General features: G+C 49.2%; 17 protein-coding genes. 9 read left to right on the plus strand and 8 right to left on the minus strand.

The features are described from left to right. The first annotated feature begins 7 nt into the window (after positions 1–7). The 3 genes from GQ671_RS06135 to GQ671_RS06145 all read left to right on the plus strand — a co-directional run bounded on the left by GQ671_RS06135 (position 8) and on the right by GQ671_RS06145 (position 2875). Positions 8–910 (plus strand): fumarylacetoacetate hydrolase family protein, encoded by a 903-nt coding sequence (locus GQ671_RS06135; protein WP_160654234.1) that lies wholly within the window; start codon positions 8–10, stop codon positions 908–910. A gap of 54 nt (positions 911–964) precedes the next feature. Further along, on the plus strand, positions 965–1339 hold the full coding sequence (locus GQ671_RS06140) for a YisL family protein (RefSeq protein ID WP_160654237.1): 375 nt from the start codon (positions 965–967) through the stop codon (positions 1337–1339). 132 nt (positions 1340–1471) lie between these two features. Next, positions 1472–2875, plus strand: coding sequence for an alpha-amylase family glycosyl hydrolase (locus GQ671_RS06145; protein ID WP_160654240.1), 1404 nt, complete (start codon positions 1472–1474; stop codon positions 2873–2875). Between the two features lie 105 nt (positions 2876–2980). Here GQ671_RS06145 and GQ671_RS06150 read toward each other — a convergent pair whose 3' ends face one another. The 3 genes from GQ671_RS06150 to GQ671_RS06160 are packed head-to-tail and all read right to left on the minus strand — an operon-like array spanning position 2981 to position 6004. Further along, positions 2981–4327 (minus strand): CoA-disulfide reductase, encoded by a 1347-nt coding sequence (locus GQ671_RS06150; RefSeq protein ID WP_160654244.1) that lies wholly within the window; start codon positions 4325–4327, stop codon positions 2981–2983. Positions 4328–4329: 2 nt separating this feature from the next. Then, the gene (locus GQ671_RS06155) at positions 4330–5172 is read right to left on the minus strand and encodes a DegV family protein (RefSeq protein WP_160654246.1); all 843 of its coding nucleotides are present in this window, start codon (positions 5170–5172) and stop codon (positions 4330–4332) included. Positions 5173–5191: 19 nt separating this feature from the next. Beyond that, positions 5192–6004 (minus strand): Cof-type HAD-IIB family hydrolase, encoded by an 813-nt coding sequence (locus tag GQ671_RS06160; RefSeq protein ID WP_160654249.1) that lies wholly within the window; start codon positions 6002–6004, stop codon positions 5192–5194. Between the two features lie 109 nt (positions 6005–6113). Here GQ671_RS06160 and GQ671_RS06165 point away from each other — a divergent pair, with 109 nt between their 5' ends. After that, positions 6114–6422, plus strand: a complete 309-nt coding sequence (locus GQ671_RS06165; RefSeq protein ID WP_160654252.1) for a metal-sulfur cluster assembly factor — start codon at positions 6114–6116, stop codon at positions 6420–6422. Positions 6423–6556: 134 nt separating this feature from the next. On the opposite strand, the gene GQ671_RS06170 is transcribed toward GQ671_RS06165, so the two are convergent. Next, entirely contained in the window at positions 6557–7378 is an 822-nt protein-coding gene (locus tag GQ671_RS06170; RefSeq protein WP_160654256.1) for an undecaprenyl-diphosphate phosphatase, read from the minus strand. A gap of 183 nt (positions 7379–7561) precedes the next feature. On the opposite strand from GQ671_RS06170, the gene clpB reads away from it, so the two are divergent. From clpB to GQ671_RS06195, 5 genes are all read left to right on the plus strand, one after another. Beyond that, positions 7562–10150 (plus strand): ATP-dependent chaperone ClpB, encoded by a 2589-nt coding sequence (gene clpB / locus GQ671_RS06175; RefSeq protein WP_160654259.1) that lies wholly within the window; start codon positions 7562–7564, stop codon positions 10148–10150. A gap of 246 nt (positions 10151–10396) precedes the next feature. Then, complete coding sequence (gene ehuB / locus GQ671_RS06180; RefSeq protein WP_160654262.1) at positions 10397–11290, plus strand: ectoine/hydroxyectoine ABC transporter substrate-binding protein EhuB; 894 nt, start codon at positions 10397–10399, stop codon at positions 11288–11290. Positions 11291–11358: 68 nt separating this feature from the next. After that, positions 11359–12021 (plus strand): ectoine/hydroxyectoine ABC transporter permease subunit EhuC, encoded by a 663-nt coding sequence (ehuC, locus tag GQ671_RS06185; RefSeq protein ID WP_160654265.1) that lies wholly within the window; start codon positions 11359–11361, stop codon positions 12019–12021. After that, positions 12021–12722 (plus strand): ectoine/hydroxyectoine ABC transporter permease subunit EhuD, encoded by a 702-nt coding sequence (ehuD, locus tag GQ671_RS06190; RefSeq protein WP_160654268.1) that lies wholly within the window; start codon positions 12021–12023, stop codon positions 12720–12722. Before ehuC ends, ehuD begins: the two co-directional genes overlap by 1 nt. Beyond that, the gene (locus tag GQ671_RS06195) at positions 12719–13498 is read left to right on the plus strand and encodes an amino acid ABC transporter ATP-binding protein (RefSeq protein ID WP_160655025.1); all 780 of its coding nucleotides are present in this window, start codon (positions 12719–12721) and stop codon (positions 13496–13498) included. The genes ehuD and GQ671_RS06195 overlap by 4 nt, the downstream gene beginning before the upstream one ends. A gap of 130 nt (positions 13499–13628) precedes the next feature. Here the strand turns inward: GQ671_RS06195 and GQ671_RS06200 are convergent, their stop codons facing one another. The 4 genes from GQ671_RS06200 to GQ671_RS06215 all read right to left on the minus strand — a co-directional run bounded on the left by GQ671_RS06200 (position 13629) and on the right by GQ671_RS06215 (position 18472). Continuing rightward, positions 13629–15308, minus strand: coding sequence for a glycerol-3-phosphate dehydrogenase/oxidase (locus tag GQ671_RS06200; protein WP_160654271.1), 1680 nt, complete (start codon positions 15306–15308; stop codon positions 13629–13631). A 69-nt stretch (positions 15309–15377) separates the two neighbouring features. Continuing rightward, positions 15378–16889 carry a glycerol kinase GlpK gene (glpK, locus tag GQ671_RS06205; RefSeq protein ID WP_160654274.1) on the minus strand — a complete coding sequence of 504 codons (1512 nt, stop codon included), beginning with the start codon at positions 16887–16889 and terminating at the stop codon, positions 15378–15380. A gap of 50 nt (positions 16890–16939) precedes the next feature. Beyond that, on the minus strand, positions 16940–17758 hold the full coding sequence (locus GQ671_RS06210; protein ID WP_160654277.1) for an MIP/aquaporin family protein: 819 nt from the start codon (positions 17756–17758) through the stop codon (positions 16940–16942). A gap of 162 nt (positions 17759–17920) precedes the next feature. Further along, the gene (locus GQ671_RS06215; RefSeq protein WP_160654280.1) at positions 17921–18472 is read right to left on the minus strand and encodes a glycerol-3-phosphate responsive antiterminator; all 552 of its coding nucleotides are present in this window, start codon (positions 18470–18472) and stop codon (positions 17921–17923) included. Positions 18473–18513 lie beyond the last annotated feature (41 nt).

Here is an 18513-nt window from a genome sequence, read left to right on the forward strand (position 1 = left end):
GTATTCCATGAAATTTCTAACATTCGATTATCGGGATCATACGTACTATGGCGTTAAAGTGAAACGTGAGGAAAGTGCATGGATTCTTCCGAAGCTTTTTGAAGCTTTTGGAGATGAAGAAAATTATCCCAAAACATTGTTAGAAGGTATTTCCAAGTACCACACATTGGATTTCCAGGAACATGTCCGAAAATTAGTGGAAAAGGCACAGCAGTCAGGCAAAGCAGACAAGTACAAGGCGCCATTCAACGAAATTACATTCCGCGCACCCGTGACGCCACCCAACAACGTCATCGCATTCGGAAGAAACTATAAGTCCCACGCGGAAGAGCTGAACAACGAAGTGCACAGCCTGTACGTATTCACAAAGGCGGCGACAAGTCTTGTGGGGGACGAGGAGACCATCCCGAATCATCAGGACATCACGTCACAGCTCGACTATGAAGGGGAGCTCGGTGTGGTCATCGGCAAGCGTGCCGAGAAGATCCAGAGTTCAATGGCGCTTGACTATATATATGGATATACGATCATCAACGATATTACAGCAAGAGATCTTCAGAAAGAGCATCATCAGGCATTCCTTTCAAAAAGCCTGAAGGGTGGATGTCCGATGGGACCGTTCATCGTCACGAAGGATGAGCTGCCGAACCCGGAGCAGACGTCCATCGTCACGAAAGTCAATGGCAAGATCCGCCAGGATGGCAGTACCAGGGAAATGGTGCTGAAACTGGATGAGCTGATTGCGGAAGTATCCAAGTATGTCACGCTCGAGCCGGGCGATGTCATCGCTACAGGTACACCAAGCGGAGTGGGTGCAGGCATGAAGCCGCCCGAGTATTTGCAGCCCGGTGATGAAGTGCGCGTTTCGATCAATGGTATCGGTACATTGACGACATATATCGGCAAGTAATCTGTCCTGAAATATGATAAGATATTGATGATTCATATTTGAAAGGAAGATTCGATGATACACTTGCATTTGACAGCAATCGTGCTGGCAGTCATCCTATTCATCATCACATACAATTCAGTGGATACTCCGGATGGCCAGTCGACCTACTCGAAACCGCTGCATATGGTTTTGAGACTCATCTACCTCATAGTGATCTTCACAGGTCTGATGATGTTCCTCGATTTCGGCAGCAGCGACCAGATGATGTACGGTCTGAAGTTCCTGGCGGGCCTCGTTTCCATCGGGCTGATGGAGATGGCACTGGTCAGGCAGCGCAAATCCGGAACCGGCCGAACAATGGTCATCATACTGACAGTATTTCTGATTGTGACAATCGCCCTTGGCATCTATTTGCCGGCAGGTCCGTTGAGCGCACTTTTCTCATAGGCTGCCGAAGGGTTCAGGCACTCTTTACAGAGTGCCTTTTTTAATGTAAATTTGTGAACGTTTATTGACATGGGCTTATTTTGAAATTTTATCTAGTATACTGTCATTATAAAAATAGAAGGTAGGATAGCAATGAAGAAACTAGTGATATATATGGCGGTCCTGCTTGCAGGCGTTGGCATCTTCAGTCCCGAAGCCTCTGCACAGGATGGAGAGGCTGAGCGCATCTATACGATCATTGTGGACCGTTTTCTGAATGGTGATGATTCCAATGATATCAACGTTACGGAGGATATGAGCGAGGCATTGCCGTTCGGTGGCGACTTTATAGGCATCGAGAACAACCTGGGCTACATACAGGAGATGGGTTTTGACACTCTGATGCTCTCTCCGGTATTTGACAAAGCCGATGACGACTATCTCGGCTACAATGTTGAAAACTATGAAGAGATCGAAGCGGCATTCGGCGGGGCGGAGGCATTCCAGAGTCTCATCGATGCCGCCCACGAACGTGGCATGGAAGTCGTGGTCGATATGCCGGTAACGGCAGTCGATGGCTATGAAACTCTGGATGATCCGGTACTCAATGACATTCAGCAGAGCTATTATGACATGGTGGACGCCCGTTTCATCGATCTGACTGATGCCGATAACCAGGTGCGATATCAGGCGATGGCCCGGACATTCGTCGATACTTATGACGTCGATGGTCTGAGCATGAATATCGTCCAGGATGGTCTCGACGCCAGCAGCTTCATGCCGGATGGGGTGAAGACATACGGAATCGTCGAGGACGGGGGCCTCACTGCCGAAGGTTTCGATCAAACGACCGATCCGGCCATGCGGAGCGCAATCGTTGAAGCATTCAGTACAACAGATACTGAAATTCCAGACTACCCGACGGATGATTCGCTGCTGCTTGCAGACCACTGGTTCACAGAGCGTTTTACCATAAATGCAGTCGAAGCGAACATGTTTCCTGGAAAACGCATCAGCCAGCTGACAGCCTATCTGTACGGCTACCCCGGTTCCATCGCCTTCCAGTATGGTACGGAAGTTGCCTTCAGCGGCGATGAGGTTCCGGGAATCCACCCCCAGATGGATCTGTGGACCGATCAGGAAGTCGTCGACTATATCGTATCGCTCAATGAAGTATTGTCAAAACACCCGCAGCTGTATCAGGCAGAGCGTGAACTTATAAAAAATGAAGACGGTCATTACGTCCAGCGTTATCATACTTCCGATGTCGACTTCATTTTAAACATCAACGATACTTCCGTGACAAAGAATGTCGGAATACCGATGGAAGCTGAGGACGAAGGAAAAATGCTCAGTGGACTGCTGATCGGCGATCTTCTGCGCAGCGGCGATATGGAAGGGGAAGAATTCCTCGCCGTATTGGACCGCGAGGAAACAGAACTCTACGCAATCATTGAGGAACGCGGATTCAACAACGGCTACCTCTATGCCGGCCTCCTCATCTTCGGCGGATTCGGCATCTTCATCTGGCTTGTGGCAAGAAAGCGCAAGCGCTAGATTTTCTTTTCTGTATTGATTTCGATGGCACAAACGGTAATAGCCGATCCTATCAACTTCAAAAATAAATCCCTCCTGGAGATCCAGGAGGGATTTTCATATTCTTTATCCATCTTTCAGTCTATTCATCTTTTCCATCGTCTTGTATCCTACCATGTTGAGTACACTTTTTGGGCTGGAGTAGGGTGGGGAATAGGCGACTTCGATATTGGCAAGATCCATGGCGGTTCCCCCGAGACGGATATGGGCGGAGAGGACGTCGATGCGCTTATCGACGCCTTCGGTGCCGACGACAGCTGCACGCAGTATCTTGCCGTCACTTTGAGCCACATGGAGACGGACATGGATCGGTACGCTGTCCGCCATATATCCCGCCTTATTCTTCTGCTTGTGATCGATGACGAAGTGCGGATACTCTTTTAGTTCTGATATTTCGAGCCCCAGTGTAGCAATATCATAGTCGAAGAACCTGATGATGTTGGTACCGAGCAGTCCTTCGAAGTGCGCCGTCTTATCGCCGCTGATCTGGTTGCTGATGACATAGGCCATGCGGTGGGCACTCCACGCCAGTGCGACGTTGACCGGACGGTCGACATGCTGGTAGGAAGTTTCTATCGCATCGCCGACGGCATAGATCTCTTCATGATTGGTCCGTCCGTACTGGTCGACGCAAACATAGCCCGCATCATTCATGGCAACATCCGAATCTTTCAGGAAGTCGGTCCGTGGTGTAATGCCGATGCCGGCAACAATCATCGGCGCATCAATCTCTTCACCCGTGGACAGGGTGGCAATATCGCCATCCACGTCCAGAATCTCTGCATTCAGCTTTACATCGACACCCTTTGCTTCCAGTTCATCGGCAATAAAACCACTCATATCAGACTCAAGCGGATGATACAGATTTTCCGCACGATGGACTAGGGTCACCCTGATGCCGCGCCTGACAAGGTTTTCGACCATCTCAAGCCCGATATACCCGCCGCCCACAACGACAGCGCGTTCAATGTTCTTATTTTCAATATGCGCCTTGATTTCATCGAGATGTTCAAGCGAATGGAGCACAAACGCCTGGGGCACATCAAGCAGAGTTGGGATGGTGCGTGGTGCACCGCCCGGCGACAGAACGAGATAATCGTACTCCGCCTCGAATGTTCCCCCGTTCAATACATCTTTGACCTGGATGGTTTTGCTGCCCGCATCGACGCCGATCACCTGATGATGCGTTTTGACAATGATATCACGCTCAAGAAAACTTTCCGGTGTCGCCGCAATAAGCTGATCGCGCTCTGCCACCTCGCCCCCGATATGGTAGGGGAGACCGCAGTTGCCGTAGCTGATATCGCGTCCTTTTTCATAAATGGTGATGTCGATATCCGGATCGATCCTGCGCAATTGTGCAGCGGTCGTTGCACCACCTGCAACACCGCCTACAATGATCACTTTAGGCATCGTCACACTCCTTCATTGAAATAGAACATTGCTACTGTACCGTTCCCGGTATGGCTGCTGATTGTCGGTCCGATCGTGCTGATTTTGACTTCCGTGACTTTTGTCTCATCAAGTATCTTCTGCCTCAGCTGTTCGGCCTGGGACTCTGCATTGGCCTGCGTGATATGTACATCATGCGAGACATTGTCTGCAATCAGGTGCTGGACCATACTGCCGTACACCTTTTTGATGCCGCGGTGTTTTTCAAGGGGCACCAGTCTGCCTTCTTCAACGTGAAGCAGCGGCTTGATGTTGAGCAGTCCACCGAGGAACGCCTGACCCTTCGACAGACGGCCACCTTGGGACAGATAGTCGAGATCGTGGACCGTAAAGAAGTGGCGGATGGCTTTGACATCCTTCTCCACTTTCGCCACAAGTTCATCCTTGCCGAGTCCTTCTTCCACATAAGCATGCGCACGTTCGACAATCATGCCGAGTCCATAGCTTACCGCTTTCGTATCCATAAGGGTGATGTCAGCCTCAGGATGATCTTCAAGTATCGTATCGCGTGCAATGACTGCGCTCTGATACGTTCCTGAGAGTTCACTGGAAAGCGCGATATAGAGTATGGGTTCATTCTGTTTCACATATTTCAGAAATACTTTTGTAAAATCCTCGGGGTTGGCCTGACTGGTCAGCGGACGCTTGCCGTCCGTAATGGTCTGCAGTACTTCCTCACTTGAAATTTCGTGCTGGTCCAGATAATCCTTATCACCAATGGTGATTTTAAGAGGTATCATTTCAATATCCATCGTTTTCAGTGCCTCTAGGGAAATATCCGAACAGCTGTCTACAATTAATTGCATATCATCTGCTCCCTTCTTTTTATAGTTTCAATTTGAAAAAGTCATTCAGAAAATGGCCGATGCCGTCATTGTTATTTGTATCCGCTCTATGGTTTGCGACTTCGTGGATTTCGTCGATGGCGTTGCCCATGGCGACACCATGCTCGACATAGCGCAGCATTTCAGTGTCGTTATCCTCATCGCCGAATGCGATCGTGTGCTTTCTGTCGATATTGAGGTAGCCGCGGCAGTAGTCGACACCGACCGCCTTGTTGATGCCTTTTTTGACAATCTCGATGACCGGGTACGGGGCACCCCAGCGGCGGTGTTCGATTGTTTCTGCAAACAGGTCATCCAGTGCCTGGCGGATACCCGGCACTTCCGGTTCCTCCGCCTGGATGAGGATCGACGTCGGTCCGGTTTCTATATTCTGCGTCAGATCCCCGATCTTGATCTGGGGACTGCCCATGCCGAAAGCTTCAAACAGCACTTCGTCGTGGTAGTGGATGTAGACGTTGTCCTTCACTTCGGCAATGATGTTCTGTATGTTCAGGTCAGGTACACGTTTGACGATTTCCCTGGCCACTTCAAGGTCCAGCTCTTCGTGTACAGTTTTGAAATAGAGGTCCTGCGGATGGTGGACGAAGGCGCCGTTGAAATTGACGATGGGCGTGTCCATGCCGAGTTCCCGATAGTAGGGTTCACTCGCTCTATAGGGGCGGCCGGTTGAAATCATGAGTTCATGACCGCGTGTTTTGAGTTCAAATAATACTTTTTTGGTGAATGAGCTGATGATTTTTTCGTCTGTCAGCAGCGTGCCATCCAGGTCCAGGCATATAAGGTGTTTTTCCATTACGTTAGATCTCCTTGTCAATATTCATAAAACTATCATATCATTTATGTTTATATAGTGTAATTTTTTTGATATATTAATAGTATATACTCTGGAAGGAGTGAGATAAATGGATAAAGCAATGGAAGAAAGCATGATGGGTGCACTCGAGAACGTCATCGATCCTGAACTTGGCATCGATATCGTCAATCTTGGCCTCGTCTATGGTGTACATCTCGATGAAGATGGTATAGCAGGCGTTGAAATGACTCTGACATCCATGGGCTGCCCGATGGGACCACAGATTGTGGACCAGGTAAAAACAGCACTTTCCGAACTGCCTGAAGTCGAAGAGACAGAAGTCAACATCGTTTGGAATCCACCATGGGATAAAGATAAAATGAGCCGTTACGCTAAAATTGCACTCGGTGTGAGCTAGGCTGTCATATAGTAAAGTCCTCCTGAATCAGGAGGGCTTTTTTTATTGCCGGATATTATTGAAGCAAAAAAGTCAGCCGACAGATGTGTCGACTGACTTCTCATATATTTTGCATGCGCGTGTACGTTGATCCCTTAGGTGAATAGTGAGTACAGAATCGAGAATGCACCCAGTGCAAAGCAATAGTATGTGAATATGATCAGATTGCCGCGTTCCATTACACCTTGCAGCCACTTCAGGCCGAAGTAGGTAGCGATGATGGCGGCGATGAATGCCAGTGCATAAGGGAGTGCGAGCGTGGCGATTTCAGGATCACTGGCGAGATCTCCAATGGAGATGAGTGCTGTTCCGAGTGATACCGGTATATAGAGCAGGAAGACGAACCGGAGCGCGTTCTTCTGGTTCATTCCGACGCCCATGGCACCGACAAGTGTTGCACCACTTCGGCTGATTCCGGGCATCAGTGCGACACACTGGGATAGCCCGACGATGATGGCATCTTTTATGTTCAGGTCCCCGTCCCGTCTCTCGCCGCGTTTATTCTTGATGAACCATAGTGCCACACCGGTTACGATCAGCATCAGTCCGACCGTCAGCATGGAGACGTTATCGCCGATGATATCCTCAAGCATAATGCCGAGCAGACCGACCGGAATGGTGGCGATGATCAGGTAGATGGTGTAGCGGAAGTCTTCTTTAGCCTCCGCGTCGCGGGCACCTTTGAATATGTAGCGGCTCAGATTCACGATGATTGCTGTAATATCCTTCCGGTATATGTAGAGGACCGCAATGAGTGAAGCAGTGTTCAACAGTATTTCAAAAGACAATCCCCTGGCTTCTATGCCGAAGAGCTCCCGGGCGATGACCAGGTGACCGCTTGATGATACGGGTATGGGTTCTGTGAACCCCTGCAGCAGCCCTAAAAATATATAGCGTATGATTTCAATGATATCCATTGTCCAACCTCCTAGAGAACCTAAATTATAATATAAAATAAATGCCTGCTAAAAGCTATTGATTACTTGAAAAATAATAGGGTAAGTGTATAATATAATTAAAGGTCAAAAAAGGTCAAATAAATAATAACCATTATCAAATGGGAGTAATTGTATTTTATTTTTATTAAAGAGGTGATATTTATGGATATAAACAGGATGACCTACACCGTCCAGTCCATCATTGAACGGGCACAATCGATGTCGGTGGATATGAAACTCCAGTCGATTGAAGTGGAAGCGGTCATGAAAGCACTGCTGACCGTGGATGACAGCATGGCACGCGATGTGCTTGAACGTGCGAATATCGATGTCGACCGGATGCTTGAAAGATATGATGAAAAATTATCCAAATATAATGTCGTCAAAGGGGATAATGTCGAATACGGTCAGTATATGTCGAACGGCTTTACACAGCTGGTGAACCGGGCTGAGAAGATCATGGCCGAGATGGAGGATGAGTACGTCTCAGTCGAGCATATGCTCCTTTCAGGCATCCAGACAGAAGCTGTAATGAAAGACATGGTGGGTAATAAAGAAGAAGTGATCAAAGAAATCATAAACAAAGTCAGAGGAGGTAATCGTGTGACTACACAGAATCCGGAAGTGCAATATGAAGTACTTGAAAAATATGGACGCGATCTGGTCGAGGAAGTGCGCAGCGGAAATGTGGACCCTGTCATCGGACGGGATGAGGAGATCCGCAACTCGATCCGCATTCTGAGCCGTAAGCGCAAAAACAATCCCGTGCTGATCGGGGAGCCGGGCGTCGGCAAGACCGCAATCGTGGAAGGGCTGGCACAGCGTATCGTCCGCAAGGATGTACCGGACAGCCTGCTTGATAAGACCATTTTCGAACTCGACTTATCTGCACTGGTTGCCGGTGCCAAATTCCGTGGTGAATTTGAAGAGCGCCTCAAGGCGGTGCTGAAGGAAGTGAAGGAATCCGATGGCCGCATCATCCTGTTCATCGATGAGATCCATATGCTCGTTGGTGCAGGAAAGACGGAAGGTGCCATGGATGCTGGCAATATGCTGAAACCGATGCTTGCACGGGGCGAACTCCACTGCATCGGTGCAACGACACTGAATGAATACCGCGAGTATATCGAGAAGGACTCTGCGCTGGAACGCCGCTTCCAGAAAGTGCAGATTCCAGAGCCGGATGTGGAGGATACAATCTCCATCCTGCGAGGGCTGAAGGAGCGCTATGAAGTCCACCACGGTGTCAGAATTACAGACCGGGCACTGGTTGCGGCTGCAGAACTGTCCGACCGTTATATTACGGACCGCTTCCTGCCGGACAAGGCGATAGACCTGATGGATCAGGCAAGTGCTACGATCCGGACGGAAATGGGTTCCAACCCGACTGAGCTCGATCAGATCAACCGCCGGGTCATGCAGCTCGAGATAGAGGAGCAGGCACTGAAATCGGAAGATGACTCGGTTTCAAAAACACGCCTTGCAGAACTTCAGAAGGAACTGTCGGAAGCCCGTGAAGCACAGCAGGCGCTCGCCCAGCGTGTGGAAAAGGAAAAGGGTCAGATCCAGAAGGTCAATGACAAACGTGAAGAAGTGGACCGCACACGCCAGGAACTTGAAGATGCGGAAAACAACTATGAACTTGAACGGGCGGCTGAACTCCGCCATGGCAGACTGCCCCAGCTCGAGCGTGAACTGAGTGAGCTGGAAGAAAAGCTGCAGGAGGAGAGTGCCGGTGAGAACCGCATCATCCGTGAAGTGGTGACGGAAGACGAAATCGGCTATATCGTCAGCCAGTGGACCGGCATCCCGGTATCCAAACTGGTCGAGACGGAAAAGGATAAGCTGCTCAAGCTCTCGGACATCATGCATGAACGTGTCGTCGGGCAGGAGGAAGCGGTGGATCTCGTTGCCGATGCCGTCATCCGTGCACGGGCAGGCATCAAGGATCCGAATCGTCCGATCGGCAGCTTCCTGTTCCTCGGACCGACGGGTGTCGGCAAGACCGAGCTTGCTAAGACGCTTGCCGCTACAATGTTCGATTCCGAAAAGCACATGATCAGAATCGACATGAGTGAGTATATGGAAAAGCATGCCGTATCAAGACTGATCGGCGCGCCTCCGGGATATGTCGGTCATGAAGAAGGTGGCCAGCTGACAGAAGCCATCCGCCGCCAGCCGTATTCCGTCATCCTGCTGGATGAAGTGGAGAAGGCGCATTCCGATGTATTCAATATTCTGCTCCAGCTGCTGGATGAAGGCCGTCTGACGGATTCGAAAGGACGTTCAGTAGACTTCAGGAACACAATCATCATCATGACATCGAATATCGGTTCTGGCCATCTGCTGGATAACGTAAGGCAGGACGGGGAGATTTCCGATGCCACCAAAGATTACGTCATGAAGGAGATCCATCAGTATTTCAAACCGGAGATCATCAACCGCATGGACGATATCGTCATCTTTACCCCGCTATCAAAAGCGCACATGAAGCTGATTACGGACAAATTGATCAACGACCTGAACAGGCGCCTGGCACATCAGCATATGACCATCCAGGTGACCGATGCAGTCAAGGACTGGATTTCCGACGAGGCCTACGAGCCGCAGTTCGGTGCCAGGCCATTGAGACGCTTCATCCAGCGTCATATAGAGACGCCGCTTGCAAGAAAGCTCATTGAAGCGGATATGACAGAAGGCATTGATGTAAAAATAGACTACCGCGATGGTGCACTTCAATTTGATATGTAGTATGATTCCGTACCCACCAGGAGTGGGTACGGTTTTTTATCTTGAATACAGGTTGATTTTCCAATAGAGTTTGAATTATCAGTCAACTTGTATTAATATTGTTGTAAGCACTTTTTTACACCACGATCCTTTCAAGATTTTACTCCCATTTAATCCTGAATTTGACATAGTTATTGAGTCTTGTATAATAATCATGTACATGTTTAAGAGTAGGAAAGATCATAAACTTACTAGGGGGAGATTTTTTTGAAGAAATATGCACGATTACTTATGCTCGCTTTTGTACTCGTACTGGGCGCTTGTGGAAATGGGGATTCCGAATCTGGAGACTCCGGTGGAGGTTCAGACAAATTAGCTGAACTCCAGGAAAGCGGTACAATCAACGTCGGATTTGCCAATGAACCACCTTACGCCTACCAGGATTCAGATAGCGGAGAGCTTGAAGGGGCAGCAATCGACATCGCTACAGCAGTATTTGAAGAAATGGGAATCGAGAATGTGGAAGGTCACCTGACGGACTGGGGCGAACTGATTCCGGGCGTACAGGCCGGACAGTATGATGTCATCACCGCTGGTATGGCGATTCTGCCTGACAGGTGTGAAAATGCACTATTCGCGGAACCGGAAATGCAGTATGGTGAGGGACTTGTTGTTGCAGCGGGCAACCCGCATGATATCCACAGCTATGCGGATATTGCAGACAACCCCGACGTGACTGTTGCATTGATGGAAGGAACAACACAATTCGACTTCCTGGACCAGGAGGGCGTGGATCCGAGCCAGATCATGTCGGTCGGTGATATCCCTGGACAGCTTTCAGCCGTCCAGTCGGGAAATGCAGATGTTACAGCAGCAACGGAGGCGACACTCAGAGCAGCATATGAATCCCTCGACAGTGAAGATGTTGAGATTGTCGAAGACTTCGAACAACCTGATATCGAAGGCATCCCGAGTTTTGGTGCTGCAGCCTTCAACCTTGAAGACGAAGGGCTGCGTGAAGCCTACAACGAAGCCTTGGCAACATTGAAGGAAGATGGCACAATTGATGGAATCCTGGATGATTCCGAAGGCTTTACAGCGGACAATAACCGTGTGGAAGTCGATGGAATGACAACTGAGCAGCTTTGTGCCGGAGAATAAAATTATCAGGTCCAGTTATTCCTAGGGAAACACTGGACCTTTTTATTGTTAAATAAGGAGTGAGGAAAATGTTCAGTTCTGGGGTGAATATACTAGAGTATCTGTCCCAGGGTGCGTGGACGACAATCAGTATCTTTCTGGTATCCACCCTGCTTGCATTCATCATGGCTTTTGTCGCCGGTCTTTCCAGGCTGGTCAAAAACCCACTGATCCGTGGTTTCACCACTATCTACGTCGAAATATTCAGAGGTACATCCTTGATTGTCCAACTGTTCTGGCTCTATTATGCTGTGCCGATGCTGTTCAATATCAACCTCGGCAGCAACTGGTGGGTCGGGGTCATTGCGATAGCCCTGAACTACGGGGCATATATGTCGGAAGTAGTCAGAAGTTCCATTCTTTCAATCGATAAAGGACAGACAGAGGCGGGAATCGCTTTGAACCTGTCAAGGTTCCAGCGCATGAGATATATCATACTGCCACAGGCACTCAGGCTGATGCTGCCTGAATTCGGGAACTACTCCATCCAGATACTTAAAGGGACGGCGCTTGTCTCCCTGATCGGTCTGACCGATATACTCTATTATGGGGACATCTACCGTTCTTCAAACCTTTCTGAAGGACCGATGGCCTATATGATGGTTCTGATCATGTACTTCATCATTGCACTGCCACTCATCTGGCTTTCCAAGAAAGGTGAAAAAATATCCAGAAGAGGGGTGGCCAGCTGATGACATACTGGAGTTGGGAAACGTTCCTCGAAGCTTTTCCGATTATTTTCGAAGGTCTCAAAATCACCCTCGGTCTGACAGTTGTCAGTTATCTGCTGGCGCTTACTGCAGGATTCATCTGGCTGATACTTGAATCCACACCATCCAGGGTGTTCAATTTCATCATCTATTGGATCCGGGAGTTCATCCGGTCCACACCGCCGCTTGTACAGATTTTCTTTCTGTATTTCGCGTGGCCGATGGTTCCTTATGTCGGAACTTCCTTTACGCCATTCGTTGCAGCAATGCTGGCGCTGGGCATCCATTTCTCCACCTATATCAGCGAAGTCTACCGTTCTGGTATTGAGAGCGTGGAGAAAGGACAGTGGGAGGCTTCGACGGCGCTGAACTTCTCGACCCGGGACAAGTGGATGAAAATTGTACTGCCACAGGCGCTGCCGCCGACCATTCCGATGCTCGGGAACTATCTGATCATCCTGTTCAAGGAAGTGCCGCTTGCGGCAACAATCGGTGTGGTAGGCATACTGAGCATCGCAAGGAGCTATGGCGCCCAGACATGGTCCTACATCGAACCGCTGACCATTGTTGCGATACTGTTCCTCGTGCTCAGCTATCCATCTGCACTACTGATCAGAGCACTTGAAAATAAAATGAATCGGCGTTTTGAGAAGAAGCAGAAGAAAGTGAAGGTGGTTGAATAATGGAGCCGATTGTACAATATAAGGAAATTCACAAGTCATTCGGAGATACGCATGTACTCAAGGGAATCAATCTGGACATCCGTCCAACTGAAAAGATTGCGATCATCGGTCCAAGTGGATCAGGGAAGACAACGATCATCCGTCTGCTGATGACACTCGAGGAGCCGACTGATGGAGATATCTATGTTGCCGGGGAGAACCTCTGGAAGATGGACGTAAAAGGAAAGAAGAAAACAGCAAACGAAAAGCATCTGCGGTCTGTGAGGAAGGATATCGGCATGGTTTTTCAGCATTTCAACCTTTTCCCGCATAAGACGATACTCGATAATTGCGTAACGCCGCTGGTGCAGGTGAAGAAGATGAAAAAAGATGAAGCAGTCGATCTTTCCAAGCAGATGCTCGACCGTGTAGGGCTCAGTGATAAGTATGAGGCCTATCCATCCAATCTTTCAGGCGGACAGAAACAGCGTGTCGCCATGGCACGCGCACTTGTCATGAAGCCGAAGATCATGCTTTTCGATGAAGTGACATCCGCCCTCGATCCGGAACTCGTCGGGGAAGTGCTGCAAGTCATCCGCGATCTCGCCGAACACGATGAAATGGCGATGATACTCGTCACCCACGAAATGGATTTTGCTCTGGAAATCGCAGATCGTGTCCTGTTCCTCGATGACGGTGTCATTGCGGAATCCGGCACGGCTGATGAAGTCATCAACAAATCCGATAATCCGAGGCTGCAGGAATTCCTGAAACGTTTCAGAAAAGAAGAAGTATAGAATACAAAAAATCACCGGCCGATGGCCGGTGATTTTTTGTATGGTGGATCCAACGCCCATCCGTTGTCCTGGATGGCCAGCAAAATAAAAACTCCAGAGGGAGCCACCTCTGGAGTCATGATCAACTGTTCTATGCGTTTTCAAGTGCGAAGCCGGTACCGCCCTTGACCTGAAGGTAGGCTGTCTCGAGCGCTTTCTTTTCTTTACTGCGGGTTTCTTCATCCCACTCGAGAAGGTCGCCCATCACGCTGATGACTGCATCTTTATATTTTTCAACATTTGCGATGTTGAAATAAAGATCTCCTGTACGTCTGACAAAGTAGTCGCGTGGGTTCGCCGTCATTTCATGCTGGATGCTGTAGATGATTTGAGCATGGATATCTTTTGGCAGACCATAATGCTCGGATGCAGCACCGAGACTGCCGATGATTTCATACACGCGCTCGACGTTGCTGCCATAGTGTCTGGCAAGCCTCTGTCCATTTGTGATGGACAGTCCGTAGGATGGTGCGCGCTCTGACATGTGTGCAACAAAGTCTTCGAAGCCGGCACTGCCACCGACATCCCCACCTGAAATCGGCTGGTTTTTCGTATCGGCTTTTTTGAATTTCAGTCCGTATTCCTGGAATAGACGTTTCGCAACCAGGTCGACAATCTCCTGTGCCATATGTCGGTAGCCTGTCAGCTTACCGCCGGCGATGGTAATCAGATTGCTCTTCGCTTCCCAGATTTCATCTTTCCTTGAAATTTCGGAAGGATCTTTGCCTTCTTCATGGATGAGCGGTCTGATGCCTGCCCATGTGGATTCAATGTGAGACTCATCAAGGTCGAGCCCCGGGAACATATTGTTTGTCGTATCCAGCAAGTATTTGCGATCTTCTGCTGATGCGACTGGGTTCTCCTTGTCTCCTTCGTAATGTGTGTCCGTCGTTCCCATATAAGTCTTGCCGTTTCTAGGGATGGCAAAAATCATGCGTCCATCGGACTTGGCATCGAAGTAGACTGCCTGCTTGAGCGGAAAATCCTTTTCATCAAATACAAGGTGTACACCTTTTGACAGGAACAGCTGCTTTTTGCCTTTTTTGGCTTCGTCATCATGGGAGCGGACCTCATCTACCCATGGCCCTGTTGCATTGATGACGCGGCGTCCAAGAATCTGGTACTTTTCGCCGCCAATCTGGTCTTCAGCATGTACGCCGACAATTTTTCCCTGGTCGTAGATGAAACCGACTGCTTTGACATGGTTGATCGGATCAGCACCGAACTCCGCCGCTTGTTTCATGACTTCAATCGTCATGCGGGCGTCATCGGTCTTGTATTCGACATAGTATCCGCCACCAAGCAGACCGTCGCGTTTGACGAGCGGTTCTTTTTCCACTACATCATCCACGCTCAGCATCTTGCGATGTTCGCTGCGTTTCACTTCAGCCAGCATGTCATAGACACGCAGACCGATGCTTGTTGTAAACTTCCCGAATGTTCCGCCTTTGTGGAAGGGGAGCAGCATCCATTCAGGTGTTGTTACGTGCGGTCCATTTTCATAGACGATGGCACGTTCGATGCCTGTTTCACGTACAACACCAACTTGAAACTGCTTCAGGTAACGGAGTCCGCCATGGACCAGTTTCGTACTGCGACTGCTTGTCCCTTCAGCAAAGTCCTGCATTTCTACAAGCGCAACCTTCATTCCTCTCTTGGCAGCATCAAGGGCAATTCCTGCACCGGTGATTCCACCCCCAATAACAACAATGTCATAGTCGACTTTCTCCATATGTTGTAATTGATCTTTTCTAGTTAATGTGTTCAGCATTGAAATTCCTCCTAGTTTTTTAGAAAAATAAAGGCCGCGCGGATCTTAGGTCTTTATTGTGTAGCTTCTTTACTTATCTCTGCCATGCTTCGGCTTGAAGGACTGGGTCGCCTGTACGGCAATTTGCCAGCCGTCATAGAGGGATTCCCTTTGTTCCTTTTCCATCTTCGGTTCGAATACGCTGTCTGTTTCGCTGACTTTCTTCAGCTCGTCGGTGGACTGCCAGAAGCCGACAGCGAGTCCCGCAAGATACGCAGAACCGACTGCTGTTGTCTCAAGCACTTCAGGGCGTTCAACTTTGGTATTCAGAAGATCCGACTGGAACTGCATCAGGAAGTCGTTGGCTGTCGCGCCGCCATCGACACGCAATGTTTCAAGTTCGATGCCGCTGTCTTTCTGCATAGCATCAAGCACATCTTTTGTCTGGTAGGCGAGTGACTCGAGCGTTGCCCGGACAAAATGTTCCTTTTCCGTGCCGCGGCTGAGGCCGAATATCGCGCCACGCGCTTCGGAATCCCAATATGGTGCGCCAAGACCGGTGAATGCCGGAACCATATAGACACCTTCAGTGGACTCGATGCGGTTGGCATATGCTTCGGACTGTGAAGATCTATTGAACATGCGCAGTCCATCACGCAGCCACTGGATCGCGGAACCAGCAACGAATATGGAGCCTTCAAGTGCGTATTTCACTTCGCCATCGATGCCGTAGGCGATGGTGGTCAATAGACCATTATCACTCTTTATGGCTTCTGAACCTGTATTCATGAGCAGGAAGCAGCCTGTGCCATAAGTGTTCTTCGCGTCGCCTTCCTGGAAGCATGTCTGGCCGAAGAGTGCTGCCTGCTGGTCACCGGCAACGCCGGCAATCGGTACATTGCGTCCGAAGAAGTGGGATGTTGTCGTCTCGCCATATACTTCACTGGATGACTTTACTTCAGGCAGCATGGATGCCGGTACTTCGAGAAGATCAAGCAGCTCCTGATCCCATTTCAAATCATATATGTTGTACATCAGCGTACGGCTGGCATTCGTGTAGTCCGTCACGTGGACAGCACCTTCAGTGAATCGCCAGATGAGCCAAGTATCGATGGTGCCGAAAATCAGATCTCCATTTTCCGCCTTCTCCCGGGCGCCTTCAACGTTGTCAAGAATCCATTTGACTTTCGTTCCGGAAAAATAAGGGTCGAGCAGTAGTCCGGTCTTATTGCGGAATGTCTCTTCATGCCCTTGCGCCTTCAGCTCATCACATATTTCCGCTGTCTGACGGGACTGCCAGACGATGGCGTTATAGACTGGCCGGCCGGTGTTCTTATCCCATACGACTGCAGTCTCCCTCTGGTTGGTGATGCCGATACCTTCGACCTGCTCCGGCCGGATGTCGTTTTCTGTCATGACCCCTGCCACGACAGCAAGTACGGAACTCCAGATTTCATTGGCGTTGTGCTCCACCCATCCGGACTGCGGGAAATACTGCTTGAATTCCGCCTGATTAGTGCCTACAATTTCTCCATCCTTATTGAATAGGATGGCTCGGGAGCTTGTTGTCCCCTGGTCGATTGATAGAATATACTTTTCCATGTTTATTCATTCCCCTTTATTAATAGATTGAATCGAGTGACTCTGATAACTTACATTAGTTTTGCAGCTTTCCCTTTAAGTAAGCTTTTATTAAGGAATACCCCTAAAGCGAGAACCAAAACAGTGAAGACAATAGCAATGATCAGGAAGATATTAGCATTGGCGGTAAAGACCGCATTATAGACTGAAGCACCGAGTGCGCCGCCTGCCAGAGGCCCGAGTATCGGAACGAGGGCATAAGCGAAATTGGACTTCCCTTTACCTGGAATCGGCATGATGAAGTGGGCAAGCCTCGGACCGAAATCACGTGCAGGATTGATGGCATAGCCCGTCGTACCACCGAGGCTGAGGCCGATTGCTGTAATCAGGAAGCCGACAATCAGCGGATTGAGACCTTCTGTAAAGTCGTTTGCTCCGATGAACAGCAGCCCCATCACAAGGATGAACGTACCGATGATCTCACTGGCAAAGTTGGACACATAGTTCGGTAGTGCAGGTCCAGTGGCGAATACGCCGAGTTTCGCGCCCGGATCTTCCTCAACTTTGAAATGTGGCATGAAGTGCATCCATACGAGGAACGCACCAAACATGGCACCAAGTACTTGTGCAATGATGTAGGGCACTACCATTCCCCATGCGAAAGTGCCTGCAAAAGCAAAGCCGAGTGTGACAGCGGGATTGATATGAGCGTCAGAGAACTGTCCGATAGCATAGATTGCGAATGTTACCGCAAACCCCCATCCGAATGCGATGACCACCCAATCAGCGCCTTTTGCCAGCGACCCCTTGAGATTGACGTTGGCAACAACACCGCCTCCGAAAAGGATCAGGATGGCCGTACCGATAAATTCTGCAATGTAGACATTCATTGCAAATCACTCCTTTGTTTGTTTGTTGGCTAATAAAACATAAAAAAACCCACACTGATAGCTATGTACAAGCTATATAATGTGGGCTCCGTTTCTCCGTGTCCTATTAACTTATCTATAATCCTACTTCAAAATGATAGCGCTGTCAACACCTGTTGCTAATCACGATAAATGGTTGTCGGGACTGAACCAGAGTTCGGTGTTGCTGGTCGTTACATATTTTGCCCCGGCAGCAATCGCATCATCCACTTCGCTCTGTGTTTCGATCAGCCCCCCTGCAATGACTTCGGCATCCACTTCCTGCTTGAACAGATGAATCACTTTCGGTACAACTCCCGGCAGTATTTCAATCAGTTTCGGTTCGGACTGTTTGATGAGTTCTATGCTTTTTTCGATGGCCGACGAGTCGATGACGAATACACGCAGTATGGTTTCCATTCCGAGCTGGTTGGCTTTCTTGATGACACGTCCCCGTGTAGTGACGATACCGGTCGGCTTATACTTCTGGTGGATGAATTCAAGGGAGGCGGTATCCACGGAAAGTCCTTTGATCAGATCCAGATGCAGGTAGACATCGAATCCATGCTTTTTTATAGTGGTGAGATGACTTTCCAGATGTCCGATATGCATATCCAGGACAACGCACGACCTGTACCGGCTGCCGATCAGTTTTTCGAAATCTTTCATGGAACGGATTGCAGGTAGGATATTCATGGCATTACACCTTCATTTCTAGTTTAGTATTCCAATTTATC

Origin of the sequence: Salinicoccus hispanicus (genome assembly GCF_009831115.1) — a bacterium.
Classification (GTDB): Bacteria; Bacillota; Bacilli; order Staphylococcales; family Salinicoccaceae; genus Salinicoccus; species Salinicoccus hispanicus.

What these genes read in the sequence shown, in the direction of transcription:
- GQ671_RS06135 (WP_160654234.1), top strand. Translation starts at nt 8, where the DNA reads ATGAAATTTCTAACATTCGATTATCGGGATCATACGTACTATGGCGTT.
- GQ671_RS06140 (WP_160654237.1), top strand. Translation starts at nt 965, where the DNA reads ATGATACACTTGCATTTGACAGCAATCGTGCTGGCAGTCATCCTATTC.
- GQ671_RS06145 (WP_160654240.1), top strand. Translation starts at nt 1,472, where the DNA reads ATGAAGAAACTAGTGATATATATGGCGGTCCTGCTTGCAGGCGTTGGC.
- GQ671_RS06150 (WP_160654244.1), bottom strand. Translation starts at nt 4,327, where the DNA reads ATGCCTAAAGTGATCATTGTAGGCGGTGTTGCAGGTGGTGCAACGACC.
- GQ671_RS06155 (WP_160654246.1), bottom strand. Translation starts at nt 5,172, where the DNA reads ATGCAATTAATTGTAGACAGCTGTTCGGATATTTCCCTAGAGGCACTG.
- GQ671_RS06160 (WP_160654249.1), bottom strand. Translation starts at nt 6,004, where the DNA reads ATGGAAAAACACCTTATATGCCTGGACCTGGATGGCACGCTGCTGACA.
- GQ671_RS06165 (WP_160654252.1), top strand. Translation starts at nt 6,114, where the DNA reads ATGGATAAAGCAATGGAAGAAAGCATGATGGGTGCACTCGAGAACGTC.
- GQ671_RS06170 (WP_160654256.1), bottom strand. Translation starts at nt 7,378, where the DNA reads ATGGATATCATTGAAATCATACGCTATATATTTTTAGGGCTGCTGCAG.
- clpB (WP_160654259.1), top strand. Translation starts at nt 7,562, where the DNA reads ATGGATATAAACAGGATGACCTACACCGTCCAGTCCATCATTGAACGG.
- ehuC (WP_160654265.1), top strand. Translation starts at nt 11,359, where the DNA reads ATGTTCAGTTCTGGGGTGAATATACTAGAGTATCTGTCCCAGGGTGCG.
- ehuD (WP_160654268.1), top strand. Translation starts at nt 12,021, where the DNA reads ATGACATACTGGAGTTGGGAAACGTTCCTCGAAGCTTTTCCGATTATT.
- GQ671_RS06200 (WP_160654271.1), bottom strand. Translation starts at nt 15,308, where the DNA reads ATGCTGAACACATTAACTAGAAAAGATCAATTACAACATATGGAGAAA.
- glpK (WP_160654274.1), bottom strand. Translation starts at nt 16,889, where the DNA reads ATGGAAAAGTATATTCTATCAATCGACCAGGGGACAACAAGCTCCCGA.
- GQ671_RS06210 (WP_160654277.1), bottom strand. Translation starts at nt 17,758, where the DNA reads ATGAATGTCTACATTGCAGAATTTATCGGTACGGCCATCCTGATCCTT.
- GQ671_RS06215 (WP_160654280.1), bottom strand. Translation starts at nt 18,472, where the DNA reads ATGAATATCCTACCTGCAATCCGTTCCATGAAAGATTTCGAAAAACTG.